Genomic DNA, 26,887 nt, shown 5'->3' with positions numbered 1-26,887 from the left:
ACTGGGTTTATCGCGAGGATAAATAAAAATGTTATTTAGTATACAGCTTCTCATAATATTAATATGTCTGTTTTATGGCGCCCGAAAGGGCGGCATCGCGCTCGGGTTGTTGGGCGGTATCGGTTTGGTCATTCTGGTGTTTGTTTTCCATCTCCAGCCAGGTAAACCGCCCGTTGACGTAATGCTGGTCATTATCGCGGTAGTCGCCGCGTCGGCAACGTTGCAGGCGTCAGGCGGGCTGGATGTGATGCTGCAGATTGCCGAAAAGCTGCTGCGTCGCAACCCCAAATACGTCTCTATTGTGGCGCCGTTCGTCACCTGTACCCTGACGATTCTGTGTGGGACAGGCCACGTGGTCTACACCATTTTGCCGATTATCTATGATGTGGCGATCAAGAATAATATCCGTCCGGAACGTCCAATGGCGGCCAGTTCTATCGGCGCGCAAATGGGCATCATCGCCAGTCCGGTTTCCGTCGCCGTTGTTTCTCTGGTAGCGATGCTGGGCAACGTGACATTTGACGGAAAACATCTGGAGTTCCTCGATCTGCTGTCGATCACCATCCCGTCTACCCTGCTCGGTATCCTGGCAATCGGTATTTTTAGTTGGTTCCGCGGTAAAGATTTGGATAAAGACGAAGCGTTTCAGAAATTTATCTCCGTACCGGAAAACCGTCAGTACGTGTACGGCGATACCGCGACGCTGCTGGATAAAAAACTGCCGAAAAGCAACTGGCTGGCGATGTGGATCTTCCTGGCGGCGATTGCCGTGGTCGCTCTCCTGGGCGCGGACTCCGACTTACGCCCAACCTTCGGCGGCAAACCGTTGTCGATGGTGCTGGTCATTCAGATGTTCATGCTGCTGACCGGGGCGCTCATTATCATCCTGACCAAAACCAATCCTGCGTCTATCTCAAAAAACGAAGTTTTTCGTTCCGGTATGATTGCGATTGTCGCGGTATACGGGATCGCCTGGATGGCGGAAACCATGTTCGGCGCGCATATGTCGGAAATTCAGGGCGTGCTGGGCGAAATGGTCAAAGAGTATCCGTGGGCCTACGCCATCGTTCTGCTGCTGGTCTCCAAGTTTGTTAACTCCCAGGCAGCGGCGCTTGCGGCGATTGTTCCCGTCGCGCTGGCTATCGGTGTCGATCCGGCGTATATCGTGGCCTCTGCGCCGGCATGTTATGGCTACTATATTCTGCCGACCTACCCAAGCGATCTGGCGGCGATTCAGTTTGACCGTTCCGGCACAACACGTATTGGCCGCTTCGTCATTAACCACAGCTTCATTCTGCCGGGTTTGATTGGCGTGAGCGTCTCCTGCGTCTTTGGCTGGATCTTTGCCGCAATGTACGGATTCCTGTAATGGCCGCGCGCGCCGCCAAGTTATGCGCGGCGCGCGACTTAGAGTCTGGCCCATGAGGCTCTTAATACATTTTCTTACTATTAGGCTGGAAGCACATGTCGAAAAAAGAGTTTATCTATCAGGCGCCTTTCCCGATGGGAGAGGACAAAACAGAGTATTATCTGCTCACCTCCGATTATGTCAGCGTCAGTGAATTCAACGGAGAATCTATCCTCAACGTTGAGCCGCAGGCGTTAACGTTGCTGGCTCAGCAGGCCTTCCATGATGCGTCTTTTATGCTCCGTCCTGAACACCAGCAGCAAGTCGCCGCCATTCTCCATGACCCCGAAGCCAGCGAAAACGACAAATATGTGGCGTTGCAATTCCTGAGAAACTCCGAAATCGCCGCCAAAGGCATTCTGCCGACCTGCCAGGATACCGGCACGGCGATTATCGTGGGTAAAAAAGGCCAACGCGTCTGGACGGGCGGCGGCGATGAAGCCGCGCTCTCCAAAGGCGTGTTTAATACCTATATCGAAGATAACCTGCGCTACTCGCAGAACGCGCCGCTGGATATGTACAAAGAGGTCAATACCGGCAGCAACCTGCCAGCGCAAATCGATCTCTATGCCGTCGACGGCGACGAGTACAAGTTCCTTTGCGTGGCGAAAGGCGGCGGTTCAGCAAACAAAACGTATCTCTATCAGGAGACCAAAGCGCTGCTCACCCCAGGCAAGCTGAAAAACTTCCTCGTTGAGAAAATGCGCACGCTGGGCACCGCGGCCTGTCCGCCATACCATATCGCCTTTGTCATTGGCGGCACCTCGGCGGAAAGCACGCTGAAAACCGTTAAACTCGCCAGCACCCACTATTACGACGCGCTGCCGACGGAAGGTAACGAGCACGGCCAGGCATTCCGCGATCTCCACCTGGAACAGGAACTGCTGGAAGAAGCGCAAAAACTTGGCCTCGGCGCCCAGTTCGGCGGGAAATATTTCGCCCACGATATTCGCGTAATTCGCCTGCCGCGTCACGGCGCTTCCTGTCCGGTGGGGATGGGCGTCTCCTGCTCGGCAGACCGTAACATCAAAGCGAAAATCAACCGCGAAGGCATCTGGATCGAAAAACTGGAACACAATCCGGGCCAGTATATTCCGCCAGCGCTGCGTCAGGCGGGCGAAGGCGACGCGGTGAAAGTCGATCTCAACCGTCCGATGAAAGAGATCCTTGCCCAGCTATCGCAGTACCCGGTCTCGACTCGCCTGTCGCTGACGGGCACCATTATCGTAGGTCGCGATATCGCCCACGCGAAGCTAAAAGAGCGTATTGAATCCGGCGAAGACCTGCCGCAGTATATTAAAGACCATCCCATCTATTACGCAGGTCCGGCAAAAACCCCGGCAGGTTATCCATCTGGCTCATTAGGCCCCACCACCGCAGGCCGAATGGACTCTTATGTCGATCTACTGCAATCCCACGGCGGCAGTATGATCATGCTGGCGAAAGGCAACCGTAGTCAGCAGGTCACGGATGCCTGTAAAAAACACGGCGGCTTTTATTTGGGCAGTATCGGCGGCCCGGCGGCGGTTCTGGCACAGCAGAGCATTAAGCATCTGGAGTGCGTCGAGTATCCGGAACTCGGCATGGAAGCTATCTGGAAAATTGAAGTAGAAGATTTCCCGGCCTTTATCCTGGTGGATGACAAAGGCAACGATTTCTTCCAGCAGATTGTCAGCAAACAGTGCGCTAACTGCGCGAAATAACCTGGCAGGCCCGGCGTTCTCCCGGGCCGCGTTATCGGTTAATTGCCGGATGGCGCTACGCTTATCCGGCCTGCACGAGAGACCATGCTCACGCTTTTACATCGCTGGTCGCTACCACAGAAATCGCCGGGCTATCCGGCTGTTCGACGAATGGCGGCGTTTTCCGGTATTTATCCAGCAGGTGGATCTGAATCTTGCGCAGCATATCGCCGTTCAAACGGTAGTAGCGGAAGTAGAGAACCAACGTCATCATGAAAAACAGTACCGGCAGGACAATCATAATAAACTGCATCCCCTGCAGGGTTTGCGCAGACTGCGCCACGTTCGGCGTGTAGCCAATCAGCCCCAGCACCAGAGCGATAAAGAACGCCGCAAACGCCGAGCCGCCCTTCACGACCATCGTCTGTACGGAATAAGCGATACTCTCGCAGCGAATATTGAGCTTAAATTCCCCATAATCGACCGTATCCGCCACCATGATCACCTGAAGCACCCAAAAGAGCGCGGTCCCGATATTCAGGAAAATACCCGCCGCCACGATTAAAGCGGCATTATGGACATCCGCCAACGCCATCGCGAAGAGCCCTGCGCAACTCAGAACGGGCATCACGGAGGCGCCCGCCCACAATATCCGCCGCGATAACATTTTCACCAGCCGGGGGAAGACAATCAGCGTCAGCAGATTCGCCGCGCCGGCGTAAGAAAGGTAATAGGGAAAAAGATCGGCATCGCCAATCACATAGGTGAAGTAGTAGATCGCAAAGCCATTGATAATATTGGAGGCAATGTTATACGCCAGCGCCATTCCCAACAGGCAAGAGAGCTGATCGTTTTTGTATATCAATCCAACGATCGTTTTTAACGTCAGATGTGGGCGGCCCGCCGTTACACCGTTGTCGGAGGAGTACACCTCATGTACGTTGCGTAATGTCACGATAGTCGAGGCGATAAAGAACGCAATCAGTACCAGCGTAAACATCTGAAAGCCGAACCCACGATCCGCTCCGCCAACGTAGTTCACAAACGGCAGCGTTATACCGGCAGTGACGAAGCCAGCCAGACTGGCGAAGAAACGCGGGAACGGCACCAGTTGTTCGCGTTCTCGCTTATCAAGCGTAATGGTCGGCACCAGCGACCAAAATGGGATATCCATAATGGTATACGTCATGCCCCACAGGATGTAGGTTACGCAGACAAATACAACCTGCGCGGTTCCCTCAAAAAGATGGGCGCTGAACAGCAGGAAAAGCACCAGCGAATTGGTTAAGGTGCCGATCAATATCCACGGCTTAAATTTCCCCCACCGCGAACGCGTGGCGTTGACAATCCATCCCATGATGGGATCGTTTATCGCATCCCAGATTCGCGCGACCAGAAAAAGGGTGCCGACGAGGCCGACCGAGAGTCCCACCACATCGGTGTAGTAATACATCAGGTACATATACACAATGCCGATGGCGAAATCCTTACCAAACGCACCGAACCCGTAACTCAGCTTTGTTGTCAGAGAGATGCTCATAGGGTACCGGGTCGCTGTTACCAGCGCCCGCCTTCTGTTAGTAGAGGTTAAACGCCGGATCTGCCGTCCAGCGCGGCTGGAGATTAACGGCGTAACCAGGCCGGAAGCCAGTCGCCATGCGCGGCGATCAGATCGTCAACCAACGCATAGATTTCTTCGATACCCAGCACCGCCGCGGTATGAGGGTCCATCATCACCGCGTGATACACGCGATCGCGGTTTTCCGTGAGGATGGCTTCGGTCAACAGCGTTTGCACGTTGATGTTGGTCTGCATCATCGCCGCCAGATGAGAAGGGATCGTCCCCACCTTCGTCGGTTGAATGCCGTTGGCATCCACCAGACAAGCCACTTCCACGCAGCTTCCCTGCGGCAGGTTATCAATCAGCCCCTCGTTACGCACATTGCCGTAAATCACGCTCGGCTCGCCGGTCCACAGAGCGTTCATAATGGTACTGGCGTACTCGCGGGACGGTTTGATGTCGATACGCTCGGCGGTTTTATACTCCTCCAGTTCTTTATGCCAGTTCGCCAGTTGTTCTACGCAGCGTTTCGGATATTCATCCAGCGGCACCTTGTAGCGCGCAATCAGATCTTCGCGTCCCGGTTTAATAAACCACGGCGTGTACTCGGCAAAATGCTCTGATGATTCGGTGACGAAGTAGCCCAACTTTTTGAACATCTCGTAGCGCACAATGTTCTGGCAGCGTTCATTGCCGTGAATATTGGGCTTCGGCGCCTGTCCGGCGTCATAGGCCGCCAGCAATTCAGGATAGAGATCGACATAAGTCCCGTCAGCCGTTTTGCGCTCCAGTTCGAGGTAAAACGCCATGTGGTTAATGCCGGCGCAGCGGTAGCGCAGCGAGGCGGGATCGATATTCAGGTCGCGCGCCAGTTCTTCCGCCGTTCCCTGTACCGAATGGCACAGGCCGACCTGTTTGATATGCGGATAGCGGGCATACATAGCCCAGGTGTTCATCGCCATCGGGTTGACATAATTGAGCATGGTGGCCTTCGGACAGACTTCCGTCATGTCTTCGCAAATCCGCCACAGATGCGGGATGGTCCGCAGCGCGCGCATAATGCCGCCCGGCCCCAGCGTATCGGCGATCGTCTGTTCCAGGCCATGACGCTTACAAACCTCAAAATCGGTCACGGTGCAGGGTTCGTAGCCGCCAATCTGAAAGGCGACCACCACGAAATCCGCATCCTGTAGCGCCGCTTTCTGGTTGGTATGGCAGGTAATCCGGCCAGAAGCGCCTGCTGAGTCCATCAGTTTCCGTACCACAATGTGCGACTCTTCCAGCCGGGTTTCGTCAATATCCATCAGGGCGACATGCGCTGATTTTAGCGCCTCGCGGTGAAACACATCGCCGAGGATATTTTTGACGAAAATCGTAGAACCTGCGCCGATAAAGGTAATTTTGGGTGCCGTCATCATGACTCTCCAGAACAGTAGTGAACACCTTCATGGTGGCACGCGTTCCCGGTGAAAACCTCCGTCTTCCCCGATGAGCATTCCCGAAAACTCAGATCGTATGCTGACGCGCGGGAGATCTGAGTTTTTGGGACAAAATGGCGTAAAAAGCAGAGTATTCGGCCTGAAAGTCAGGCTACGCTCTACAATATCGACGGATTCTGTGTCCGGATTCCCGGTTTCCTCCCGGCTAAAGGGGCATAATTCTGATAATTCAGGAAATGGAGTGACGATGAGTACGCAAGCAATATCCCTCCTCCCGCCCGACCCGCACATGTGCAACGGCGATGAAAAGCAAACCCGTAGCCCGCTGTCGCTCTATTCCGAATATCAACGACTGGACGTTGAGCTGAGGCCACCGCACAGAATGGCCAGCAGTCACTGGCATGGGCAAGTAGAAGTGAATGTTCCGTTTGACGGCGATGTGGAGTATTTAATCAACAATGAAGTCGTGCAGATAAAGCAGGGACATATCACCCTGTTTTGGGCCTGTACGCCACACCAGCTTACCCGCCCCGGCAACTGCCGCCAGATGGCGATTTTCAGTTTGCCGATGCACCTGTTTCTCTCCTGGCCGCTGGATCGCGATCTTATCAACCACGTCACGCACGGGATGGTGGTTAAATCACTGGCGACCCAGCAGCTTAGCACCTTTGAAGTGTTGCGCTGGCAGCAGGAAACAAGCAGCCCGAATGAGCAAATTCGCCAGTTGGCGATCGATGAAATCGGCCTGATGCTTAAACGCTTTAGCCTTTCCGGCTGGCAGCCTATTTTGCTCAATAAAACATCACGCACCCACAAGAATAGCGTCTCACGCCATGCGCAGTTTTACGTAAGCCAGATGCTGGGATTTATTGCCGATAACTACGATCAGGCGCTCACCATTAACGACGTCGCGGAGCATGTCAAACTCAATGCTAATTACGCGATGGGAATATTCCAGCGGGTTATGCAATTGACGATGAAGCAGTACATCACGGCGATGCGCATCAATCACGTACGTGCCTTATTGAGCGATACTGACAAAACGATCCTCGATGTCGCTCTGACTGCCGGGTTCCGATCCAGCAGCCGTTTTTACAGTACTTTTAGCAAATTTGTCGGCATGTCTCCGCAACAATATCGCAAGCTAAGCCAGCAACGACGCCAGACGATGCCCGGCTAAAGCCGGATACCACTATCAGCCAAAAAAATAATTCACCTGTCGATAAACGGCAGGTGAAATCGCTCGATATCCATAATTAACCCATTGTTTATTAAACAATAATATCAATAACTGACCATTATTCCATCACTTTACACCCCCTATTTGACGGGGTAATACTTGCCCACGTCACATTCATACGGCGGGTCGGCAAGGCGTAAATTGCACGGCCTCCACAACCGGGTAAAAGATGATGAAAGTATTAATTGTTGAAAGTGAGTTTCTGCATCAGGACACCTGGGTTGGCAACGCGGTTGAGCGTCTGGCGGATGCCTTGAGCCAACAAAATGTTACCGTCATTAAATCGACATCCTTCGATGACGGCTATGCCATCTTGTCCGCGAACGAAGCCATTGACTGTCTGATGTTTAGCTACCAAATGGAACAACCGGATGAGCACCTGAGCGTCAGGCAATTGATCGGTAAGCTTCACGAGCGTCAGCAAAACGTGCCCGTTTTCCTGTTAGGCGACAGGGAAAAAGCGACGGCATCGCTGGACCGCGACCTGCTGGAGCTTGTCGATGAATTCGCCTGGATTCTGGAAGACACCGCTGACTTTATCGCCGGACGCGCTGTTGCCGCCATGACCCGGTATCGCCAGCAACTGTTACCGCCGCTGTTTAACGCGTTGATGAAATACAGCGACATTCATGAATATTCATGGGCGGCGCCGGGACACCAGGGCGGCGTCGGTTTCACTAAAACGCCTGCCGGTCGCTTTTATCACGATTATTATGGCGAAAACCTGTTCCGCAGCGATATGGGGATTGAGCGTACCACGCTCGGTTCACTCCTCGACCATACCGGCGCGTTTGGCGAAAGCGAGAAAAACGCCGCCCGCGTATTCGGTGCTGACCGCTCCTGGTCCGTGGTTGTCGGGACTTCCGGTTCTAACCGTACTATTATGCAGGCCTGTATGACGGATAATGATGTCGTTGTACTGGATCGTAACTGCCATAAATCCATCGAGCAGGGGCTGATCCTCACTGGGGCCAAACCGGTATATATGGTGCCAAGCCGTAACCGTTACGGCATTATCGGGCCAATCTACCCGCAGGAAATGCAGCCTGAAACCTTGCAGAAAAAAATCAGCGCCAGCCCGCTGACCAAAACCAAAGCCGGACAGAAACCGTCTTACAGCGTGGTGACCAACTGTACCTATGACGGCGTATGCTATAACGCCAAAGAGGCGCAGGATCTGCTGGCAAAAACCAGCGATCGCATTCACTTCGACGAAGCATGGTACGGCTATGCGCGCTTCAACCCGATTTATTGCGATCACTACGCGATGCGCGGCGAGCCAGGCGACCATAACGGTCCGACCGTGTTTGCCACCCACTCCACGCACAAACTACTGAATGCGCTTTCACAAGCTTCCTACATTCATGTCCGTGAAGGCCGTGGCGCGGTGAATTTCTCCCGCTTCAACCAGGCATATATGATGCATGCCACCACCTCTCCGTTATATGCCATCTGCGCATCCAACGATGTGGCGGTATCGATGATGGACGGTAACAGCGGCCTGTCCCTGACTCAAGAGGTGATTGACGAAGCGGTTGATTTCCGTCAGGCGATGGCGCGTCTTTATAAAGAGTTTACCGATGAAGGCGACTGGTTCTTTAAACCGTGGAATAAAGACGTCGTCACCGATCCACAAACCGGTAAAACGTATGACTTCGCCGACGCGCCGGCAAAACTGCTGGCCACCGACCAGAACTGCTGGGTCATGCGCCCCGGAGAAACCTGGCACGGCTTTAAAGACCTGCCGGATAACTGGAGTATGCTGGACCCGATTAAAGTCAGTATCCTGGCGCCGGGTATGGGCGACGATGGCGAACTGGAAGCATCCGGCGTACCTGCTGCGCTGGTCACAGCATGGCTTGGCCGCCACGGTATCGTGCCGACCCGCACCACCGACTTTCAGATTATGTTCCTGTTCTCCATGGGGGTAACTCGCGGGAAATGGGGAACGCTGATCAACACGCTGTGCTCCTTCAAACATCATTACGACGCGAATACGCCGCTGGCGCAGGTGATGCCGGAACTGGTGCAGGATTATCCTGACACTTACGCGAACATGGGTATTCATGACCTGGGCGATAAAATGTTTGCCTGGCTACGTGAAAATAACCCGGGCGCTCGTCTCAACGCCGCCTATTCCACCCTGCCGGTTGCGGAGATTACCCCGCGCGACGCCTACAACGCGATTGTGAACAACAATATTGAAATGGTGGCGATTGAAAATCTACCGGGTCGCATCGCGGCGAACTCCGTTATTCCTTACCCGCCAGGAATCCCGATGCTGCTCTCCGGCGAAAACTTTGGCGATGAAAACAGTCCGCAGGTGGGTTACTTACGCTCACTGCAATCCTGGGATCATCACTTCCCTGGCTTTGAGCATGAAACCGAAGGCACGGAAATTATTGATGGCGTATATCACGTTATGTGCGTGAAAGCCTAATCACAAAGAGTCTTTTTTTTGAGGATGGCATGTATTCCCTGAGTATTGCTGCAAAACAATAATACTGTCATACCTTTTTGCGCGGGCCCCATCCCGCGCTTTTTTTATACAAAAATGACAAGTTGCCACTCGCGTACAACTTTTTGTACACCCTAAATCATCGTACAAATATTGTAATATTATTCAGGAAAGTTATTTTAGTGCAGTTTCAATTCATCACACAATTGACTCAGTCCCCGTTATCTCTCCCGTTTGGCGAGATCCGGTATTTTATGTTCATATTCCAGGAGTTCGGGTATGAGGATTTGCAGCAACGAACCTTGCATAGTGTTATTAACCGAAAAAGATACATGGTTACGAGTAAATGGTAAGGAGCCAATCAGTTTAAAAGCGAATCATATGGCCATTCTGGCTTGTGAAAATAACGTTATTGACATTTCATCATTAAATAGCGTGCTAGTAATACAAGTGAGTCGCAATAATATTAAAGACTATTTACAATTCCTGAATAAAGATCTCTCACACCTTCCCGTCTGGCAACGCAACGCCGATCCCTTATTGACCGCCAACTGTCTGACGCCGGATATCTTCAGGGTCGCTGCCCGCTACAGCGCGATGGAAACACCGGATGAAATTGTTAGTGAACGTACCCGTGCGCTCCTTTTCACCGTTTTATCCCGCTTTCTTGACCACAAAAAATTTATTTCTTTGTTAATGCACATGCTGCGCAGCCGCATCAGTGACAGCGTTTACCACATCATTCAGAGCGATATTCATAAAGACTGGAATCTGAGCGCCGTTGCCAGTTGCCTGTGCCTGAGTCCAAGCTTGTTAAAGAAAAAGCTCAAAAACGAGAATACCAGTTATAGCCAAATAATCACGACCTGCCGAATGCGTTATGCCGTAAACCAATTATTAATGGACGGAAAGAATATCTCTCAAGTCTCACAGCTGTGTGGGTATAACAGCACATCGTACTTTATTTCCGTGTTTAAAGAGTTTTATGGTATGACCCCCCTGCATTATGTTAGCCAACATCGGGAACGATCGGCTGCCTAATTTTTCTACACTCAACGATAAGACACGATAATAACAGCATTGGCGATAACCCGTCTCCGACATAATTCAGCGGCATTCTGAGGGGGTATGATACGACGTAATTTATCGTAACGAAGTCACCTTTTCAGGAGTCCAAATTATGTCTTCGGATGCTGATGCTCACAAAGTGGGCCTAATCCCCGTCACCTTAATGGTATCGGGGAATATTATGGGTTCAGGGGTATTCTTACTCCCTGCCAACCTGGCGGCCACTGGCGGGATTGCAATCTACGGATGGCTGGTCACTATCATCGGCGCCCTGGCGCTGTCGATGGTTTATGCCAAAATGTCGTCCTTAGATCCCAGTCCCGGCGGTTCCTATGCCTACGCACGCCGCTGCTTCGGGCCGTTTTTGGGCTATCAAACGAACGTGCTGTACTGGCTGGCATGCTGGATCGGTAATATCGCGATGGTCGTTATCGGCGTCGGCTATCTGAGCTATTTCTTCCCGATTCTGAAAGATCCGCTGGTATTAACGCTTACCTGCGTCGCGGTGCTGTGGATTTTTGTTCTGCTGAACATCGTCGGGCCGAAAATGATTACCCGCGTACAGGCCGTCGCCACCGTACTGGCGCTGGTGCCTATCGTAGGGATTGCGGTCTTCGGCTGGTTCTGGTTTAAAGGCGAAACCTATATGGCGGCCTGGAACGTGAGCGGCATGAATACCTTCGGCGCAATTCAAAGCACGTTGAACGTTACGCTGTGGTCATTCATCGGGGTAGAAAGCGCCTCCGTTGCGGCCGGTGTGGTCAAAAACCCGAAACGCAACGTGCCTATCGCCACCATCGGCGGGGTACTGATCGCCGCCGTCTGCTATGTACTCTCCACAACGGCGATTATGGGGATGATCCCCAACGCGGCGCTGCGTGTATCGGCATCGCCTTTCGGTGACGCGGCGCGTATGGCGCTGGGCGATACCGCAGGGGCTATTGTTTCCTTCTGTGCGGCAGCTGGTTGCCTGGGCTCTCTCGGCGGCTGGACGCTGCTTGCCGGTCAAACCGCAAAAGCGGCGGCGGACGATGGTCTCTTCCCGCCGATCTTCGCGCGGGTTAATAAAGCCGGTACGCCAGTGGCTGGGTTGCTTATCGTCGGCGTGCTGATGACTATCTTCCAGTTCAGCAGTATGTCGCCGAACGCCGCGAAAGAGTTTGGTCTGGTCTCCTCCGTGTCGGTTATCTTCACCCTGGTGCCTTATCTTTACACCTGTGCCGCGCTGTTGCTGTTGGGCCACGGCCACTTTGGTAAAGCGCGCCCGCTGTATCTGCTGATTACCTTCGTCGCGTTTGTGTATTGCATCTGGGCGGTCATCGGTTCCGGCGCCAAAGAAGTGATGTGGTCGTTCGTCACGTTGATGGTGATCACCGCGCTGTATGCGTTGAACTACAACCGCATTCACAAAAACCCGTATCCGCTGGATGCGCCGGTTAAACAGGATTGACCACGTGTAGTTAATGTTATCGCAACAGGCCGGATAGCGCAGGTTATCCGGCCGCCACCAACATTAAGTTCTTAAGGTTCACTTAATTTTACTTTGTCACGATTAGCGTCACCGAATCGATGGACGCATCAACATGTTAAAGCGCTTTCTTAAAAGACCTGTTCTTGGGCAAATCGCCTGGCTTCTGCTTTTTTCCTTTTATATTGCCGTCTGCCTGAACATTGCGTTCTACAAGCAGGTACTACAAGACCTACCGTTAAACTCGCTGCGCAATGTGCTGGTGTTTATTTCCATGCCGGTCGTCGCGTTTAGCGTGGTCAATAGTGTGCTAACGCTGGCCTCATTTATTTGGCTAAACCGACTGCTGGCCTGCGTTTTTATTCTGGTCGGCGCTGCCGCGCAGTATTTTATTTTGACTTACGGCATCATCATCGATCGCTCCATGATCGCCAATATGATGGATACCACGCCTGCGGAAACCTTTGCGCTGATGACGCCGAGAATGGTGCTGACGCTGGGATTAAGCGGCGTTCTGGCCGCCGTGATTGCCTTCTGGGTCAAAATCCGCCCGGCGACGCCGCGCTTACGTAGCGGGCTTTACCGCCTGGCCAGCGTCCTGATCTCTATTTTATTAGTTATTCTGGTCGCCGCCTTTTTCTATAAAGATTACGCCTCGCTATTTCGAAATAATAAACAGTTGATCAAAGCGTTAAGCCCATCGAACAGTATTGTCGCCAGTTGGTCATGGTATTCGCATCAACGGCTGGCGAATTTGCCGCTGGTACGCATTGGCGAGGATGCCCATCGCAATCCATTAATGCTGAAAGGCGATCGCAAAAACCTGACGATTCTTATCGTTGGCGAAACCTCGCGCGGCGATGATTTCTCTCTTGGCGGCTATCCGCGCGACACCAATCCGCGGCTGGCGAAAGACGATGTAATCTATTTCCCGCATACCACCTCTTGCGGTACGGCGACCGCGATCTCCGTTCCCTGCATGTTTTCTGATATGCCGCGCAAACATTATGACGAAGAGCTGGCGCATCACCAGGAAGGGCTACTGGATATTATCCAGCGCGCGGGGATTAACGTACTGTGGAATGATAATGACGGCGGCTGTAAAGGCGCATGCGATCGCGTTCCGCATCAAAATGTCACCGAGCTAAACCTGCCCGGACAATGTATCGACGGCGAGTGCTACGATGAGGTGTTATTCCACGGTCTGGAAGACTATATCGACCATTTGAAAGGCGATGGCGTTATTGTACTACATACCATCGGCAGCCACGGCCCAACCTATTACAACCGTTATCCACCGCAGTTTAAAAAATTTACCCCAACCTGTGACACTAACGAAATTCAGAACTGTTCCCAACAGCAGTTGATCAACACCTATGATAATACCGTGCTGTACGTGGACTATATTGTAGATAAAGCCATTAACCTGCTGAAATCTCATCAGGATAAATTCACAACCAGCCTGGTGTATCTTTCCGATCACGGCGAATCATTGGGTGAAAATGGCGTTTATTTACACGGTCTGCCGTATTCCATTGCGCCGGATACGCAAAAACATGTCCCGATGCTCATTTGGCTTTCTAAAGATTATCAACAGCGTTATCAGGTGGATCAGGCCTGCCTGCAAAAACGGGCGAGCACGCTGGATTATTCACAGGACAATCTTTTCTCAACCATGCTGGGATTAACCGGCGTACAAACGACGTATTACCAGGCCGCAGATGATATTCTGCAACCGTGCAGGAGACTAAGCGAATGAAGATACTGATTGTTGAAGACGACACGCTATTATTACAGGGGTTAATACTCGCCGCGCAAACCGAAGGCTATGCGTGTGATGGCGTTTCGACAGCGCGTGCCGCCGAGCATAGTCTGGAGTCTGGTCATTACAGTCTGATGGTGCTGGATTTAGGGCTGCCCGATGAGGATGGCCTGCATTTCCTGACGCGAATCCGACAGAAAAAATATACTCTGCCGGTACTCATTCTGACCGCCCGCGATACGCTCAACGATCGCATTAGCGGGCTGGATGTCGGCGCAGATGATTATCTGGTAAAACCCTTCGCCCTGGAGGAGTTGCACGCCCGCATCCGCGCGCTGCTGCGCCGCCATAATAACCAGGGTGAAAGTGAACTGACGGTTGGCAATCTGACGCTCAATATAGGCCGCCATCAGGCATGGAGGGATGGACAGGAACTGACCCTGACGCCTAAGGAGTACGCGTTGCTCTCACGGTTGATGCTCAAGGCAGGCAGTCCGGTGCACCGGGAAATTCTTTATAACGATATCTACAACTGGGATAACGAACCCTCGACCAACACTCTGGAAGTGCATATACATAATTTGCGCGACAAAGTCGGCAAGTCGCGCATTCGCACGGTTCGCGGGTTTGGCTACATGCTGGTTGCCACTGAGGAAAGCTAAGTGAGCCTGATGCGTTTTCAGCGAAGAGCGATGACCCTTCGCCAGCGTTTAACTCTGACAATTGGTCTTATTCTGCTGGTGTTCCAGCTAATCAGTACCTTCTGGTTATGGCATGAAAGCACTGAGCAAATCCAACTGTTCGAGCAGGCGCTGCGGGATAATCGCAACAACGATCGCCATATCATGCACGAAATTCGCGAGGCGGTCGCCAGCCTGATCGTCCCCAGCATATTTATGGTTAGCCTGACGCTGCTTGTTTGCTACCAGGCGGTACGGCGTATTACCCGCCCACTCGCCGAACTGCAAAAAGAGCTGGAAGCGCGGACGGCGGATAATCTGACGCCGATCGCCATTCACAGCTCCACGCTTGAGATTGAGTCCGTTGTCTCGGCGATCAATCAACTGGTTACGCGTTTGACCACCACGCTCGACAATGAACGCCTTTTTACCGCCGATGTGGCCCATGAGCTACGCACGCCGCTGTCGGGGGTGCGTTTGCATCTGGAATTATTGTCAAAAACCCACAATGTTGATGTCGCGCCGCTTATCGCCCGTCTTGACCAGATGATGGATAGCGTCTCCCAGCTTCTGCAACTGGCGCGCGTGGGCCAGTCATTCTCTTCCGGGAATTATCAGGAAGTAAAACTGCTGGAAGATGTGATCCTCCCCTCCTACGATGAGCTGAACACCATGCTGGAAACGCGTCAGCAAACTCTGTTGCTGCCGGAAAGCGCGGCGGACGTGGTGGTGCGCGGTGACGCGACGTTACTGCGTATGCTGCTGCGAAATCTGGTGGAAAACGCGCATCGCTATAGCCCTGAAGGAACCCATATCACTATCCACATTAGCGCCGACCCCGACGCTATTATGGCGGTCGAAGACGAGGGGCCGGGTATTGATGAAAGCAAATGCGGGAAGCTAAGCGAAGCGTTCGTGCGGATGGACAGCCGTTATGGCGGAATTGGCCTGGGGCTGAGTATCGTCAGCCGCATCACCCAGCTACATCAGGGACAGTTTTTCCTGCAAAACCGTACGGAAAGAACAGGCACCCGTGCCTGGGTGATGTTGAAAAAGGCATAACAGGCGTTTAATACGTCGTGACCCACACATAGATAAAACTGCTGACAATCAGCACACTACACAGGGTCGTCAAACTTTTATAAATATAGCTTTTCATGACGCTCTCCTCCAAAGGTATGGAGGAGAGTATGCCCGCGAGAGATTAAGCGAACCTTAAGCGCGAAATTTATTCATCGATACGCGGATGTTGCTGTACCAGACGCGAACGTTTGACCTGCAGTTCCGCGATTTCCTGATCGATGTCGTCGATTTTCTGCTCAATATTATCGTAATGCTCGCCCAGAATTTCCTTCGCTTCCTGGATGTCCGACGCCGCTGGCGTTGCGCCTTTTAACGGACGATTGGCCGTCTCTTTCATGGAAATACCGGTAATCAAGCCTATCACCGCGATGACCATCAAATAATACGCCGGCATCATCAGATCCTGCGAGCTTTCCACCAGCCAGGCCGCCAGCGTTGGCGTCAGACCGGCAATCAATACAGAGATATTAAAAGCCGCCGCCAGCGCGCTGTAACGAATATGCGTCGGAAACATCGCCGGCAATGTCGAGGCCATCACCCCGGTAAAGCAGTTCAGAATCACCGCCAGCATCAACAAACCGGCAAAAATCAGGCCAATAACGTTACTGTTAATCAGGATGAAGGCCGGGATCGCCAGCGCAAACAGCGCAATGCTGCCCATAATCACAAATGGACGTCGACCGAAACGGTCGCTCAGCAGCCCCATCACTGGCTGCACAAACAGCATCCCGATCATAATGGCGATGATAATCAACACGCCGTGATCTTCAGAATAGTGCAGGTTATGCGACAGGTAGCTCGGCATGTAGGTGAGCAGCATGTAGTAGGTCACGTTGGTGGCAATCACCAGACCGATACATGACAACAGGCTACGCCAGTGTTTGGTGGCAATCTCTTTAAAGGAGACTTTCGGCCCATCCTGCAGCCCTTCGCGGTCGCCCTGCTCCAGTTTATCCACGTGCTGCTGAAACGCTGGCGTCTCTTCCAGCGCATGGCGTAAGTAGAGACCAATAATTCCCAATGGCAGGGCGATAAAGAACGGAATACGCCAGCCCCACTCCAGGAAATTCTCCTCGCCGACAATCGTTGAGATTAAGACCACCACGCCCGCGCCCAGCACGAACCCGGCGATGGAACCAAAATCCAGCCAGCTTCCCATAAATCCGCGTTTACGATCCGGCGAATATTCCGCGACAAAGATCGACGCGCCGGTATATTCCCCGCCAACCGAGAAGCCCTGCGCCATTTTACATAGCAACAACAGTATTGGCGCCCAGATACCGATCGTCGCGTAAGAGGGAATTAACCCGATACAGAAAGTACTGATCGACATAATCACAATCGTGATCGCCAGGATCTTCTGGCGCCCGTATTTATCGCCGAGCATACCAAAGAATAACCCGCCGAGCGGACGAATCAGGAAGGGAACGGAAAACGTGGCCAGCGCGGCAATCATCTGGACGCTGGGATCGGCACCGGGGAAAAAGACTTTACCCAACGCGTAGGCAACAAATCCATAAACACCAAAATCAAACCACTCCATCGCGTTGCCCAGCGAGGCGGCGGTAATCGCTTTGCGAAGTTTACCGTCATCAATGATGGTCACATCGCCCAGTGTAATCGGTTTTATTTTTTTCCTTTTCAGCATAGCTGTCCTCATAGGCTAAGCCCTGTAGCGCTATATACGGCGGGCACTGGCATACCGCGCCAGCGTCGCCGTCGAGCGGAGGGAGGGGCGCGAACGCTCTCCCTCATACAAGCGTAGCAGGTTTACTTACACTGTCCGGTTACGGACTGTACAACCGAACCTGTTGACGCCTGAATGGGCAGTTAATGACCTTTTTACCCTAACAGGGTTTAAATATGTGATCAACTTCACACATATATGTCAATTCGGTCAAAAGGTGTAAATAAGGACGCCCTAATGCGCTGTGGTGACAGTAAAAAAGCGGTTATTTGAGTGTAAACCATTGCTGACTGTCGTTGCGCTGACCCTTTTATAAAAGCGGCAATAGTCCCGACAACGCTAAGGATTTTGTGTATAATTGCGGCCTTTTTCGGCGATCTGCCATTTTTGGGCGCGTTTGCCCCCGCTGACTTTTTGAGGATACCAACATGTCATTACCCCACTGCCCGCAATGTAACTCCGAATATACCTACGAAGATAACGGCATGTTCATCTGCCCGGAATGCGCTCACGAATGGAACGATGCGGAACCCGCTCAGGAGAGCGATGAGCTGATTGTCAAAGACGCCAACGGCAACCTGCTGGCGGACGGCGATAGCGTCACCATCGTGAAAGATCTGAAAGTAAAAGGCAGCTCTTCCATGCTGAAAATCGGCACCAAAGTGAAGAATATTCGTCTGGTTGAAGGCGACCATAACATCGACTGCAAAATCGATGGTTTTGGCCCGATGAAACTGAAATCCGAGTTCGTGAAAAAGAACTGATTTACCGTGTCATTGCCCGGTAGCGCCTCGCTTACCGGGCCTGAGCGGGCCTGCCACCGACAATATTGTGCCAATTTCGAACTACACTTAACGAGCATCTCTTACCTGAGGTAACCATCATGCCGTTAAGTCCCTATCTCTCTTTTGCCGGCAACTGTGCCGACGCCATCGCGTATTATCAACAAACGTTAGGCGCAGAACTGCTTTATAAACTCAGCTTCGGTGAAATGCCCCCCTCGGCGGCGGATAACGAAGAGGGCTGCCCGTCAGGAATGCGCTTTCCCGATACTGCTATCGCCCACGCCAACATGCGCATTGCCGGCAGCGATATCATGATGAGTGATGCCAGCGCGTCGGGAACGGCGCATTATTCCGGCTTTACGCTGGTGCTTGATACCCAGGATGTAGCAGAAGGGAAGCGCTGGTTTGATAACCTTGCCGCACAAGGGCAAATCGAAATGGACTGGCAGGAGACCTTCTGGGCGCAGGGGTTCGGCAAGGTCAGCGATCGTTTCGGTGTGCCGTGGATGATTAACGTGGTTAAACATCAGCCTGCCACCTAACTCCCCGGGAGGCTCGCCCTCCCCCTTGCCATCAGAGTGATCTTTGGCTGCACGTTATCCGCCGTTTAACTGCCATAGAATAAATAATGACGGTAGTTTGTTACAGTCTGGCGAAAGATGGTTGATCCTGATGAAGCATCGGGAGGACATTATGCCAGTCTGTGAATTACGCCACGCGACAACAGAGGATACCGATTCTGTTTACGCGCTTATCTGTGAGTTACTTAAAGATGAGCTTGATTATCAGGCTTTCAGGGATGGGTTCGCCGCTAATTTACTGGACCCCAACTTTCATTATCGTTTAGCGCTGCGCAACGGAGAGGTAGTCGGCATGATCAGCCTGCATATGCAGTTTCATCTCCATCATGCCAACTGGATTGGCGAAATTCAGGAGCTGGTGGTATTACCGCAGATGCGGGGACAAAAAGTTGGCAGTCAGCTTCTGGCCTGGGCAGAAGAAGAAGCACGTCAGGCGGGCGCCGAGCTAACGGAGCTTTCCACAAATATTAAACGCCGCGATGCACACCGTTTTTATGTTCGCGAAGGTTACAAGCAAAGTCATTTTCGGTTTACGAAAGCATTGTGATCTGGCAGCCGTCATCGGGAGATAAGACATAACGTAATCAACCGTCACCGGGTGAAGTAGCGGAGCCATCTTAATTCTACTGTCGGCAAGCCTGGATAAAGATTAAACGGGCTGACTCGCTTCTTTAACAAAAATGGCCCTTTTAAGTTGTATAAATGTAAATTTATTGTCAACGAACTACACTTTTCTCTTTGGCATCACCGGGAGGGTTGCCTGAAAATCCCGGGATGAGGTTTTCTTAGAAGGACAGTGACGTTATGTTCGCAGCAATCATTATCGGTATTTTTATTATCAGCGTCATTTATGCGCATTCACGCGGGGTGGAAAAACAAAAGCTTTCCCGTCAGCTCTTTGACCACTCGACGTTTATGGCGCCGATCAATATGTTCATGACTCGCTTCTCAACGTTACCGGCAAAGCAGCCGTACTTTGATACCACGGCATTTCCAGAGCTGCAGAAGCTGACGGAAAACTGGCAGGTGATTCGTGAAGAGGCGCTACGGCTTCAGCATCACATAAAAGCCGCGCAGGCCAATAACGACGCCGGATTCAACACCTTTTTCAAGCGCGGCTGGAAACGGTTTTACCTTAAATGGTATTCCGATGCCCACCCGTCGGCGGAAACGTTATGCCCGATAACGACAAAGCTGGTCAACAGCATCCCCTCTATCAAAGCGGCGATGTTCGCCGAGTTGCCTCCCGGGGCCTATCTGGGAAAACATCGCGACCCCTATGCCGGTTCAGTACGTTACCATCTTGGATTAAGCACACCGAATGATGACCGCTGTTTTATTGAAGTTGATCGACAGCGCCATAGCTGGCGCGACGGCGAAGCCGTCATCTTCGACGAAACCTACGTTCATTGGGCGGAAAATAAAACTGAGCAGACACGTATTATCCTCTTTTGCGATATTGAGCGCCCAATGAAATGGCGCTGGGCGCAGAGCGTAAACCACTGGGTCGGCGCATCGTTGATGTCCGCCGCCAGTTCGCCAAACGACGAGAACGATCGTACCGGTGCGATTAATCGCATCTTTAAATACGTTCACGCAGCACGCGATGCCGGGCAACGGCTGAAAAAGAAAAACCGCACTCTCTATTACGCGCTGAAATATCTCGTTATTGCCGCTATTTTTGCCGCGATAATCCTTTTCAGCCTCCTCTGAAGCCGGGCCGCGGTATGGAACTGCCTGCCGCGGCCCGTTCTATCCTGGCGTTAGTCTCAACGCGTTCCCTGGCCTTGAGTCTATCCATCCCCATCCGGACAATTTATTAAAAACCCCCACTTCAGGCAGAGCAGATTGCCGGATGGCGGCTCCGCCCTATCTGGCCTGCGCTCCGCGTTTCTCCCCATAATAAATGTCATACGGCATTTTCTTTCGACACGTCAAAACTGACGATAGCCTGTTTTTCGTCAGGGTTTTGAACAAAATTCGCCCGTAATATCAGGGAAAGCCCATACTAAAAAAGTGGCATAAAACATGCATACTGAGGGCGACAGCGCGTATGCGCGATTTGATTAACTGGAGCGAAACCGATGAAAAAAGTCGTCACGGTTTGCCCGTATTGCGCATCAGGTTGCAAAATCAATCTGGTGGTCGATAACGGCAAAATCGTCCGGGCTGAGGCGGCGCAGGGGAAAACCAACCAGGGTACCCTGTGTCTGAAGGGCTACTACGGCTGGGATTTTATTAATGATACCCAGATCCTGACCCCGCGCCTGAAAACCCCAATGATCCGTCGCCAGCGTGGCGGCAAACTGGAATCTGTTTCCTGGGATGAAGCGCTCAATTACGTCGCTGAACGTTTGAGCGCCATCAAAGCGAAGTACGGTCCGGATGCAATCCAGACAACCGGCTCCTCTCGCGGTACCGGAAATGAAACCAACTATGTAATGCAAAAATTCGCACGCGCCGTTATTGGTACCAATAACGTTGACTGCTGCGCTCGCGTCTGACACGGCCCATCGGTTGCAGGTCTGCACCAATCGGTCGGTAACGGCGCAATGAGTAATGCGATTAACGAAATTGATAACACTGATTTAGTGTTCGTCTTCGGGTATAACCCGGCGGATTCCCACCCTATCGTGGCGAATCATGTGATTAACGCTAAACGCAACGGGGCGAAAATTATCGTCTGCGATCCGCGCAAAATTGAAACCGCGCGCATTGCCGACATGCATATCGCGTTGAAAAACGGCTCGAATATCGCGCTGCTCAACGCCATGGGGCATGTCATTATTGAAGAAAACCTGTACGACAAAGCGTTTGTCGCCAGCCGTACTGAAGGTTTTGAAGAGTACAGCAAGATTGTCGAAGGCTATACGCCGGAGTCCGTCGAAGAGATCACTGGCGTGAGCGCACAGGAGATTCGTCAGGCGGCGCGGATGTATGCCAGCGCGAAAAGCGCAGCGATCTTGTGGGGGATGGGCGTCACCCAGTTCTATCAGGGTGTGGAAACCGTGCGTTCACTGACCAGCCTCGCGATGCTGACCGGCAACCTCGGCAAGCCAAGCGCGGGCGTTAACCCGGTTCGCGGCCAGAACAACGTTCAGGGTGCGTGCGATATGGGCGCGCTGCCGGATACTTATCCGGGCTACCAGTACGTTAAGTTCCCGGAAAATCGCGAGAAGTTCGCTAAAGCCTGGGGTGTAGAAAGTCTGCCTGCGCATACCGGCTATCGCATCAGCGAGCTGCCGCACCGTGCGGCGCATGGCGAAGTGCGCGCGGCGTACATTATGGGTGAAGATCCGCTGCAAACCGATGCGGAACTCTCTGCAGTACGTAAAGCGTTTGAGGATCTGGAACTGGTCATCGTGCAGGATATCTTCATGACCAAAACCGCGTCGGCGGCGGATGTGATTTTACCCTCCACCTCGTGGGGCGAGCATGAAGGCGTCTTCTCTGCGGCTGACCGTGGATTCCAGCGTTTCTTTAAAGCCGTTGAGCCGAAGTGGGACCTGAAAACCGACTGGCAGATTATAAGTGAAATCGCCACCCGGATGGGCTATCCGATGCACTACAACAACACCCAGGAGATCTGGGATGAGTTGCGTCATCTGTGCCCGGATTTCTACGGCGCCACTTACGAGAAAATGGGCGAGCTGGGCTATATCCAGTGGCCGTGCCGCGACACGTCGGATGCCGATCAGGGAACCTCGTACCTCTTTAAAGAGAAGTTCGATACCCCCAACGGTCTGGCGCAGTTCTTCACCTGCGACTGGGTAGCGCCTATCGATAAACTCACCGAAGAGTACCCGATGGTACTGTCGACGGTGCGCGAAGTCGGCCACTACTCCTGCCGCTCAATGACCGGTAACTGTGCGGCGCTGGCCGCGCTGGCCGATGAACCGGGCTATGCGCAAATCAATACCGCCGACGCCGCGCGTCTGGGCATTGAAGATGAAGCGCTGGTGTGGGTTCATTCGCGCAAAGGCAAAATCATCACCCGCGCGCAGGTCAGCGATCGCCCGAACAAAGGGGCGATTTACATGACCTACCAGTGGTGGATTGGCGCCTGTAACGAGCTGGTGACTGAAAACCTCAGCCCGATTACCAAAACGCCGGAGTACAAATACTGCGCCGTACGCGTTGAGCCGATCGCCGATCAGCGAGCCGCCGAGCAGTATGTGATTGATGAGTACAACAAGCTGAAAACCCGCCTGCGCGAAAGCGCAATGGGTTGATCTGCCGGATGGCGGCATCAGAATGCTTTATTCGGCCTGCGTCTACTGTAGGCCTGATTAGATGCATTAGCATCGCCATCAGGCATTTTCCCTATAACAGCCTCCGCCCGGAGGCTGTTTTTTTATCCATACGATCTCTTTATACTGTCTTTTCCGTACCCTAAATAAAATTCAAAATGAAACCACTTCTTGCATTGATGTTGTTTATGACATTCTTTGCCCATGCCGCAGATCCTGAGCCGGGTAGCCAGTATTTGCAGGCAGCAGAGGCAGGTGACAGACGCGCGCAATATTTTCTGGCCGACAGTTGGTTGAGCTATGGCGATTTGAACAAAGCTGAATACTGGGCGCAAAAAGCCGCCGACAATGGCGACGCCGACGCCTGCGCGCTACTGGCGCAAATCAAAATCACTAATCCGGTAAGCCTGGATTATCCCGACGCGAAAAAGCTGGCTGAAAAGGCGGCTAACGCGGGCAGTAAAGCGGGCGAAATTACGCTGGCGCGGATCCTGGTCAACACCCAGGCCGGGCGTCCGGACTACCCAAAAGCCATCTCGCTGCTGCAAAAGGCCTCTGAAGATCTGGATAACGACTCCGCGGTGGATGCGCAAATGTTGCTTGGCCTGATTTACGCCAACGGCGTGGGCATTGCCGCCGATGATGAAAAAGCCGCCTGGTATTTCAAACGCAGTTCCGCCATTTCCCGTACCGGCTATTCAGAATACTGGGCGGGAATGATGTTTTTAAACGGTGAACCGGGCTTTATTGAAAAGAACAAGCAGAAGGCGTTGCACTGGTTGAATCTAAGCTGTCTGGAAGGGTTTGATACCGGTTGCGAAGAGTTCGAAACGCTAACAAATGGCTGATGTTTATTGCCTGATGAACGTAGTCGTTGTAGGCCTGATAAGCGTAGCGCCATCAGGCAACCCGGAGCAGGGTGTCGGATGACGGCGTGAACGCCTTATCCGGCCTACATTTTCTTTCTCTGTAGGCCGGATAAGCAAAGCGCCATCCGGCAATCCGTTATTGGGCGGTCTTATCAAATTTCCCCAGTACGTCGCGCTCATAGGCCAGCGCTTTTTTACGGTCAAACTTGTGTTCCCACTTGGCAATCACCAGCACCGCCAGCGCATTCCCCACCACATTTAGCGCAGTACGCGCCATGTCGAGGATACGGTCGACACCGGCGATAAACGCCAGCCCTTCCAGCGGAATGCCCACGCTGCCCAGCGTCGCCAGTAACACCACGAAGGAAACGCCTGGCACGCCGGCAATCCCTTTCGACGTCACCATCAGCGTCAGCACCAGTACAATTTCCTGCCACAGCGACAGGTCGATACCGTATAGCTGCGCGATAAAAATGGCGGCGATGCTCTGGTATAACGTGGAGCCGTCGAGGTTAAATGAGTAACCGGTCGGCACCACGAAACTGGTGATAGAGGCTGGCGCGCCGTAAGCTTCCATCTTCTCGATAATGCGCGGCAGCACGCTCTCGGAGCTGGCGGTCGAGTACGCCAGAATCAATTCATCTTTCAGAATGCGAATCAGAATCCAGATACTTAACCCGCACAGGCGCGCCACGATGCCCAGCACCACCAGCGCAAAGAAGATAATGGCAAAGTGTACCAGCAGCACCAGTTTCGCCAGCGGCCACAGCGACGCGAAACCAAAATTCGCTACCGTGACGGCGATCAGCGCAAAAACGCCTACTGGCGCATAGCGCATCACCATATGGGTGACTTTAAACATGGTTTCAGAGATGGAACGAAATACCGTCACCAGCGGTTCGCGGTGCGTTGCCGGCAGGGACGACAACCCCAGCCCAAACAGGACCGAGAAAAAGATAATTGGCAGCATATCCCCTTTGGCCATCGATGCGATGATATTGGTCGGCACCAGCGACAGTATTGTCCCCATCAGCCCATGCGCATGACTTTGTACTTCCGCCGTGGTGTTCTGGTATTTCGAAATATCGACGGTCGCCAGTTGCGACATATCAATGCCTGAGCCTGGCTGAAAGACATTCGCCAGCGTAATGCCGAGGATAATCGCCACCGTGGTGATCAGTTCAAAATAGAGAATGGTTTTGGCGCCGATACGGCCTAGCTGTTTCGCATCGCCAACGCCGGCGATGCCGACAATCAGAGTCGAGATCACGATCGGCACAACGATCATTTTAATCAGGTGGATAAAGATATCGCCAGCAGGCGACAGCAGGTTGGCAATCAGCCATTCACGACTGTCACTGTGATAATGCAGATAGCTGCCCAACAGAATGCCCAGCACCATAGCCAGCAAAATTTGCCAGGCCAGGCTGACTTTCAAATTTTTCATAACAACAGACTTCCTCGATGAAGCGTTGCTCTCCGCCGAAAGCATGAGAGCAATACATACTGAAAGGGTATGATTTGTGTTGCGTTGGTTTGTAGAGTTTTTTAACGCGCATAATCAGTATCATTTGCATAGCGTCTTGCGCAACCCTTTCATAACAGGGCTTTTGGCTGTTTTTATGCATAATAACGCGAGTTTATGGCGTTAATGATGAATAACTATTTGTTATGGAAAGTTTTTTACTTCGTCAAAAACGAATAATACACTGAGGTAATTAATTTTTACTTGTGTCTCATTCGCCGTTTTTTTAAACAGCACACATGACAAAAGTCACAAAAAAGAAAAAATTATTTCTGCCGATTTTGTAACAATTTAGCCAAATTAATGGCCTCTACCAGCTGCGCGCGGTTCACTCGCGGCGAGTTAGCGTCCAGTAAGGTTTGCCACAGCGACACGGCTTGCGCATAATCCGCCTGCATAAACGCATCCGCCGCCAGCAGCATCTGCGCGGTCACTTCTGTCGCATCCAGCGCTAACGCTTTACTAATCATTTCACGCGTCGCAGGCGTCATATGTTGCCCGGCCTGGTAATACAGCACCGTTGCCAGCGCGGCGAAAAGCTGCGCGTTATCGCCTCGCAGACGCAACGCCTGACGATATGCCAGCAGCGCATTGTCATACGCATTGCGATAGAGATAATACTCGCCCAGCCGCGCCCATTGCTCGCTATCCTGCGGATTGGCGCGGATTTTTTCTTGCAGCCTGGAAAGCTGCGCCTCTGGCGTTTGCGGGTTCGTAAAGTCACGTAGCGGATCGGCCAGACGCTGTTGCTCGCTACGCACAGCCTGCCATTTCGGCGTCAACAGATAGCCGCCGACACAGGCAGCCACCATCAACACCGCCGCAGCCGCCAGACGCTTTACGGGCATGGGACGTAACGGCGCAGTGGAGTGTTCAGACTGGCTCATTGTTCCCCCTTTTCTGCGTGCTGACGCTTTCTCACCCGCCAGGCCACCACACCCACCAGCAATAACAGCAGGTACGGCAGCGTCCACAACAGCAGCGTTTGCTCATTCAACGGCGGGTTGTAGCGCACGAAATCACCATAACGGTCGGTCATCCAGGCGGTGATTTCCGCTTCGCTTTTACCTTCGGCCACCATGCTGTAAACCTGATGGCGCATACTGACCGCCACGGGCGCATTGGATTCCAGCAAATTCTGGTTCTGACACTGCGGACAGCGCAGTTGACTGGCAATAGACAGCGCTTTTTCCTGCTGTTGTGGATTGTCAAAGCGCCAGGTATCCACCACCTGGGCGTGGGTGGCGAAGGTGATTAAAAACAGGACGATCGTTAAGAGTAAAAACTTTCTGCCGGATGGCGCTACGCTTATCCGGCCTACGGTTTGCGCATCCTGTAGGC

At 52.6% G+C, this 26,887-nt stretch carries 21 protein-coding genes and 1 pseudogene; 15 read left to right on the top strand and 7 right to left on the bottom strand.

The annotated features are described in order from the left end of the window. Positions 1 to 28 precede the first annotated feature (28 nt). A complete protein-coding gene (gene dcuB, locus ACLJPE_RS19100) occupies positions 29 to 1,369 on the top strand; it encodes an anaerobic C4-dicarboxylate transporter DcuB (RefSeq protein ID WP_000899149.1) in 1,341 nt (446 codons plus the stop codon). Positions 1,370 to 1,464: 95 nt separating this feature from the next. Further along, positions 1,465 to 3,111 carry a class I fumarate hydratase FumA gene (gene fumA, locus ACLJPE_RS19095; protein WP_023232996.1) on the top strand — a complete coding sequence of 549 codons (1,647 nt, stop codon included), beginning with the start codon at positions 1,465 to 1,467 and terminating at the stop codon, positions 3,109 to 3,111. Positions 3,112 to 3,199: 88 nt separating this feature from the next. Here the strand turns inward: fumA and melB are convergent, their stop codons facing one another. Together melB and melA are read right to left on the bottom strand one after the other, a co-directional pair. After that, entirely contained in the window at positions 3,200 to 4,630 is a 1,431-nt protein-coding gene (gene melB, locus ACLJPE_RS19090; RefSeq protein ID WP_000028070.1) for a melibiose:sodium transporter MelB, read from the bottom strand. A gap of 83 nt (positions 4,631 to 4,713) precedes the next feature. Beyond that, positions 4,714 to 6,069, bottom strand: a complete 1,356-nt coding sequence (gene melA / locus ACLJPE_RS19085) for an alpha-galactosidase (protein WP_023212841.1) — start codon at positions 6,067 to 6,069, stop codon at positions 4,714 to 4,716. A 268-nt stretch (positions 6,070 to 6,337) separates the two neighbouring features. On the opposite strand from melA, the gene melR reads away from it, so the two are divergent. From melR to pmrB, 7 genes are all read left to right on the top strand, one after another. Then, on the top strand, positions 6,338 to 7,270 hold the full coding sequence (gene melR, locus ACLJPE_RS19080) for a transcriptional regulator MelR (protein WP_000106992.1): 933 nt from the start codon (positions 6,338 to 6,340) through the stop codon (positions 7,268 to 7,270). 232 nt (positions 7,271 to 7,502) lie between these two features. Continuing rightward, positions 7,503 to 9,770: an arginine decarboxylase gene (adiA, locus tag ACLJPE_RS19075; RefSeq protein WP_001542850.1), complete on the top strand. Its 2,268-nt coding sequence runs from the start codon at positions 7,503 to 7,505 to the stop codon at positions 9,768 to 9,770. A gap of 297 nt (positions 9,771 to 10,067) precedes the next feature. Further along, on the top strand, positions 10,068 to 10,829 hold the full coding sequence (locus tag ACLJPE_RS19070) for an AraC family transcriptional regulator (RefSeq protein WP_001217075.1): 762 nt from the start codon (positions 10,068 to 10,070) through the stop codon (positions 10,827 to 10,829). 139 nt (positions 10,830 to 10,968) lie between these two features. Continuing rightward, positions 10,969 to 12,306 (top strand): arginine/agmatine antiporter, encoded by a 1,338-nt coding sequence (gene adiC, locus ACLJPE_RS19065; protein ID WP_000093130.1) that lies wholly within the window; start codon positions 10,969 to 10,971, stop codon positions 12,304 to 12,306. A 133-nt stretch (positions 12,307 to 12,439) separates the two neighbouring features. Next, entirely contained in the window at positions 12,440 to 14,083 is a 1,644-nt protein-coding gene (gene eptA, locus ACLJPE_RS19060; RefSeq protein ID WP_001630070.1) for a phosphoethanolamine transferase EptA, read from the top strand. Beyond that, positions 14,080 to 14,748, top strand: coding sequence for a two-component system response regulator PmrA (gene pmrA, locus ACLJPE_RS19055; RefSeq protein ID WP_000697894.1), 669 nt, complete (start codon positions 14,080 to 14,082; stop codon positions 14,746 to 14,748). Before eptA ends, pmrA begins: the two co-directional genes overlap by 4 nt. A 9-nt stretch (positions 14,749 to 14,757) precedes the next feature. Further along, positions 14,758 to 15,828 carry a two-component system sensor histidine kinase PmrB gene (pmrB, locus tag ACLJPE_RS19050; RefSeq protein WP_071585826.1) on the top strand — a complete coding sequence of 357 codons (1,071 nt, stop codon included), beginning with the start codon at positions 14,758 to 14,760 and terminating at the stop codon, positions 15,826 to 15,828. Positions 15,829 to 15,835: 7 nt separating this feature from the next. Here pmrB and pmrR read toward each other — a convergent pair whose 3' ends face one another. Together pmrR and proP are read right to left on the bottom strand one after the other, a co-directional pair. Continuing rightward, entirely contained in the window at positions 15,836 to 15,925 is a 90-nt protein-coding gene (gene pmrR / locus ACLJPE_RS19045; protein ID WP_000844399.1) for an LpxT activity modulator PmrR, read from the bottom strand. A gap of 69 nt (positions 15,926 to 15,994) precedes the next feature. Next, positions 15,995 to 17,497, bottom strand: a complete 1,503-nt coding sequence (gene proP / locus ACLJPE_RS19040; protein WP_000919710.1) for a glycine betaine/L-proline transporter ProP — start codon at positions 17,495 to 17,497, stop codon at positions 15,995 to 15,997. Between the two features lie 467 nt (positions 17,498 to 17,964). Here proP and ACLJPE_RS19035 point away from each other — a divergent pair, with 467 nt between their 5' ends. The 6 genes from ACLJPE_RS19035 (at position 17,965) to yjcO (ending at position 24,000) form a co-directional block, all read left to right on the top strand. Beyond that, positions 17,965 to 18,300, top strand: a complete 336-nt coding sequence (locus ACLJPE_RS19035; protein ID WP_000056482.1) for a zinc ribbon domain-containing protein YjdM — start codon at positions 17,965 to 17,967, stop codon at positions 18,298 to 18,300. 119 nt (positions 18,301 to 18,419) lie between these two features. Continuing rightward, positions 18,420 to 18,863, top strand: a complete 444-nt coding sequence (gene yjdN / locus ACLJPE_RS19030) for a VOC family metalloprotein YjdN (protein ID WP_001131301.1) — start codon at positions 18,420 to 18,422, stop codon at positions 18,861 to 18,863. A 151-nt stretch (positions 18,864 to 19,014) separates the two neighbouring features. After that, a complete protein-coding gene (phnO, locus tag ACLJPE_RS19025) occupies positions 19,015 to 19,449 on the top strand; it encodes an aminoalkylphosphonate N-acetyltransferase (RefSeq protein WP_001530527.1) in 435 nt (144 codons plus the stop codon). A gap of 257 nt (positions 19,450 to 19,706) precedes the next feature. Next, complete coding sequence (gene lpxO / locus ACLJPE_RS19020) at positions 19,707 to 20,615, top strand: lipid A hydroxylase LpxO (protein ID WP_000457029.1); 909 nt, start codon at positions 19,707 to 19,709, stop codon at positions 20,613 to 20,615. A 371-nt stretch (positions 20,616 to 20,986) separates the two neighbouring features. Further along, positions 20,987 to 23,134 (top strand): formate dehydrogenase H subunit alpha, selenocysteine-containing, encoded by a 2,148-nt coding sequence (locus ACLJPE_RS19015; protein WP_011233236.1) that lies wholly within the window; start codon positions 20,987 to 20,989, stop codon positions 23,132 to 23,134. A 176-nt stretch (positions 23,135 to 23,310) separates the two neighbouring features. Next, positions 23,311 to 24,000 (top strand): Sel1 family TPR-like repeat protein YjcO, encoded by a 690-nt coding sequence (yjcO, locus tag ACLJPE_RS19010; RefSeq protein WP_000803307.1) that lies wholly within the window; start codon positions 23,311 to 23,313, stop codon positions 23,998 to 24,000. Between the two features lie 157 nt (positions 24,001 to 24,157). On the opposite strand, the gene gltP is transcribed toward yjcO, so the two are convergent. The 3 genes and pseudogenes from gltP to nrfF form a co-directional block, all read right to left on the bottom strand. Further along, the gene (gene gltP / locus ACLJPE_RS19005) at positions 24,158 to 25,468 is read right to left on the bottom strand and encodes a glutamate/aspartate:proton symporter GltP (protein ID WP_000793278.1); all 1,311 of its coding nucleotides are present in this window, start codon (positions 25,466 to 25,468) and stop codon (positions 24,158 to 24,160) included. A 344-nt stretch (positions 25,469 to 25,812) separates the two neighbouring features. Then, positions 25,813 to 26,433 carry a heme lyase NrfEFG subunit NrfG gene (gene nrfG, locus ACLJPE_RS19000; protein ID WP_001609647.1) on the bottom strand — a complete coding sequence of 207 codons (621 nt, stop codon included), beginning with the start codon at positions 26,431 to 26,433 and terminating at the stop codon, positions 25,813 to 25,815. Continuing rightward, positions 26,430 to 26,868, bottom strand: a pseudogene (gene nrfF, locus ACLJPE_RS18995) (heme lyase NrfEFG subunit NrfF); the annotation flags it as partial. The pseudogene nrfF and the gene nrfG, both read right to left, overlap by 4 nt. Positions 26,869 to 26,887: the final 19 nt, after the last annotated feature.

Source organism: Salmonella sp. SAL04196, from assembly GCF_046550835.1.
Classification (GTDB): Bacteria; Pseudomonadota; Gammaproteobacteria; order Enterobacterales; family Enterobacteriaceae; genus Salmonella; species Salmonella enterica.
The sequence above is the reverse complement of the archived record's forward strand: the minus strand, read 5'-3'. Positions and strand labels throughout refer to the sequence as shown.

What these genes read in the sequence shown, in the direction of transcription:
- yjdN (WP_001131301.1), top strand. Translation starts at nt 18,420, where the DNA reads ATGCCGTTAAGTCCCTATCTCTCTTTTGCCGGCAACTGTGCCGACGCC.
- lpxO (WP_000457029.1), top strand. Translation starts at nt 19,707, where the DNA reads ATGTTCGCAGCAATCATTATCGGTATTTTTATTATCAGCGTCATTTAT.
- pmrA (WP_000697894.1), top strand. Translation starts at nt 14,080, where the DNA reads ATGAAGATACTGATTGTTGAAGACGACACGCTATTATTACAGGGGTTA.
- melR (WP_000106992.1), top strand. Translation starts at nt 6,338, where the DNA reads ATGAGTACGCAAGCAATATCCCTCCTCCCGCCCGACCCGCACATGTGC.
- proP (WP_000919710.1), bottom strand. Translation starts at nt 17,497, where the DNA reads ATGCTGAAAAGGAAAAAAATAAAACCGATTACACTGGGCGATGTGACC.
- nrfG (WP_001609647.1), bottom strand. Translation starts at nt 26,433, where the DNA reads ATGAGCCAGTCTGAACACTCCACTGCGCCGTTACGTCCCATGCCCGTA.
- melB (WP_000028070.1), bottom strand. Translation starts at nt 4,630, where the DNA reads ATGAGCATCTCTCTGACAACAAAGCTGAGTTACGGGTTCGGTGCGTTT.
- ACLJPE_RS19035 (WP_000056482.1), top strand. Translation starts at nt 17,965, where the DNA reads ATGTCATTACCCCACTGCCCGCAATGTAACTCCGAATATACCTACGAA.
- ACLJPE_RS19070 (WP_001217075.1), top strand. Translation starts at nt 10,068, where the DNA reads ATGAGGATTTGCAGCAACGAACCTTGCATAGTGTTATTAACCGAAAAA.
- adiC (WP_000093130.1), top strand. Translation starts at nt 10,969, where the DNA reads ATGTCTTCGGATGCTGATGCTCACAAAGTGGGCCTAATCCCCGTCACC.
- pmrB (WP_071585826.1), top strand. Translation starts at nt 14,758, where the DNA reads ATGCGTTTTCAGCGAAGAGCGATGACCCTTCGCCAGCGTTTAACTCTG.
- eptA (WP_001630070.1), top strand. Translation starts at nt 12,440, where the DNA reads ATGTTAAAGCGCTTTCTTAAAAGACCTGTTCTTGGGCAAATCGCCTGG.
- adiA (WP_001542850.1), top strand. Translation starts at nt 7,503, where the DNA reads ATGAAAGTATTAATTGTTGAAAGTGAGTTTCTGCATCAGGACACCTGG.
- pmrR (WP_000844399.1), bottom strand. Translation starts at nt 15,925, where the DNA reads ATGAAAAGCTATATTTATAAAAGTTTGACGACCCTGTGTAGTGTGCTG.
- fumA (WP_023232996.1), top strand. Translation starts at nt 1,465, where the DNA reads ATGTCGAAAAAAGAGTTTATCTATCAGGCGCCTTTCCCGATGGGAGAG.
- gltP (WP_000793278.1), bottom strand. Translation starts at nt 25,468, where the DNA reads ATGAAAAATTTGAAAGTCAGCCTGGCCTGGCAAATTTTGCTGGCTATG.
- melA (WP_023212841.1), bottom strand. Translation starts at nt 6,069, where the DNA reads ATGATGACGGCACCCAAAATTACCTTTATCGGCGCAGGTTCTACGATT.
- phnO (WP_001530527.1), top strand. Translation starts at nt 19,015, where the DNA reads ATGCCAGTCTGTGAATTACGCCACGCGACAACAGAGGATACCGATTCT.
- yjcO (WP_000803307.1), top strand. Translation starts at nt 23,311, where the DNA reads ATGAAACCACTTCTTGCATTGATGTTGTTTATGACATTCTTTGCCCAT.
- dcuB (WP_000899149.1), top strand. Translation starts at nt 29, where the DNA reads ATGTTATTTAGTATACAGCTTCTCATAATATTAATATGTCTGTTTTAT.